This is a genomic window from Phenylobacterium sp. (genome assembly GCF_036723115.1).
Lineage (GTDB): Bacteria > Pseudomonadota > Alphaproteobacteria > Caulobacterales > Caulobacteraceae > Phenylobacterium.
This window is the reverse complement of record NZ_DAIMHV010000033.1, coordinates 1-1,558: the sequence shown is the minus strand read 5'-3', so window position 1 is coordinate 1,558 and position 1,558 is coordinate 1. Positions and strand designations below refer to the sequence as shown.

Genomic DNA, 1,558 nt, shown 5'->3' with positions numbered 1-1,558 from the left:
GGCCTTGATCATGTTGGCGCCGTTGAACTCGGCGTTGTTCACCACCTTGGTGATCTGGTCGCGCAGAGCCTTGAAGTCATCGTTCAGGGCGGTGCGGCTGGCCGTATCCAGGGTGGTGTCGGAAGCCGCCAGAGCCTTCTCCTTCATCTGCAGCAGCAGATCAGAGACGCTCTCGCCCGCCGAAAGAGCCACATCCACGGTCGAAATCGAACGGGACAGGGATTCCTTGACGGCGTTCAGCGCGCCGGAGTCCGAACGCTGGTTCTGGGCGATGGCCCAGATGGCGCCGTTGTCCTTCGCGCTGGCGACCCGGAGACCGGTATTGATGCGCGTTTGAGTGGTGGCGAGATCCGTATTGGTCTTGTTGAGGTTCTGCAGCGCCACCATGGCGCCGACATTGGTGTTGACCGAGTTCATCGACATGGTCTTGTCCTTCCATTCTGGTCGGGTGTCCGGCGATTTTTCGCCAGCGGGTCGTTCTTGACCCGGCCTGGGCATCGCAAGTCGCGAGCCAGACGGGTCGCCCTCGACCGAAATGGTAAGCTGCTGGTTTACCTTAAGTTTTCCCCGAGCTCTCAGGCCCGCGATGGCTTGGCCGCCTGAAGCGGCCGCCCGGCGGCAGAATGCGCCGAGTCAAATCTGCCGGGTCCGGCAAGCTTGACCGGGGGCCCCGGACGAAGCGCTGGCGAGGCTGGGGGCGGAAACGAAAAAGGCCCGGCGCGGGCCGGGCCTTCACAGGGGATGGACGGGCCTTGGAGCCGTCAGGCGGCCTCGGCCGCCGACGGGGCCAAGCCCTGCATGATGATGCGGTTCACGTCGATCAGAGCCTCGAAGTCATCTTCCCGACGCATCACGGCGCTGGTGTGCTTCTGAACCCAGATGGACAGAGAGATGATCTGGGCGCGCAGGGCCTCAGGCAGCTGGTTCTCGGGGCTGGCGCAATCATCGCCCAGGGCGATCCAGAGCCGCCGATTCCAGTCCAGCGCGTCGGCCCGCGTGGCGAAATCAAAGGCGTCGGCCTTGGAGGCCTCCATCAGGGCGCGGGTCACCTGAGCGAAGAGGCGGTATTCCGCCTCCCGCGGCGACTCACTCCTCTGCGCCGCCTGCTGGTAGGCTCTTAGCGACATTGCCCAACACCTCGTCCTCGTAGTCGATGAGTTTCCGGCACTGCATGAGCGCCTTGTAGTATTCACGCGTCATGGCGTGTTTCGAAATCGTCACGCACTCGGCCAGGACGTCGGGGTTGCGCACCGCGCCCATGAACTCCGAAAGTCGGCGAACGAATTCATCGTAGTAGCGCTCGGCGCCGGCCTCATCGAGATACATCATCATGACGGGAAAATAGACGCGCCGCGCCGGCGTGTTCGCCTCGTCCTGCTGCATGATGTCCTTCTCGCGAAGAACAGAGGCCTTGTTCTGGAGCACGAGGGTCCCGCGTCGGTCTCCATTCTGAACCACGGCTCCGTTCAGAACGAACTTCTCGCCCGGCTTCAGTGACAGTTTGAGCGGCAATGCCCGACCCCCGAGTGACGCGCCCCCCGCGGGGAGCCCTCATCCC

The 1,558-nt window shown here is 63.7% G+C and carries 3 protein-coding genes; all 3 read right to left on the bottom strand.

Going from position 1 to position 1,558, the window contains the following annotated elements; translation table 11 throughout:
* A partial coding sequence (locus V7D28_RS05640) for a flagellin (RefSeq protein WP_333586389.1) occupies positions 1 to 423 on the bottom strand: 423 nt, incomplete at its 3' end.
* Between the two features lie 338 nt (positions 424 to 761).
* Complete coding sequence (gene flaF, locus V7D28_RS05635; RefSeq protein WP_333586388.1) at positions 762 to 1,127, bottom strand: flagellar biosynthesis regulator FlaF; 366 nt, start codon at positions 1,125 to 1,127, stop codon at positions 762 to 764.
* Positions 1,087 to 1,512, bottom strand: coding sequence for a flagellar biosynthesis repressor FlbT (gene flbT / locus V7D28_RS05630; protein ID WP_333586387.1), 426 nt, complete (start codon positions 1,510 to 1,512; stop codon positions 1,087 to 1,089). The genes flaF and flbT overlap by 41 nt, the downstream gene beginning before the upstream one ends.
* Between the last annotated feature and the right edge of the window lie 46 nt (positions 1,513 to 1,558).

Excerpts from the sequence above, each read along its gene's own strand:
- flaF (WP_333586388.1), bottom strand. The coding sequence starts at position 1,127 with ATGTCGCTAAGAGCCTACCAGCAGGCGGCGCAGAGGAGTGAGTCGCCG.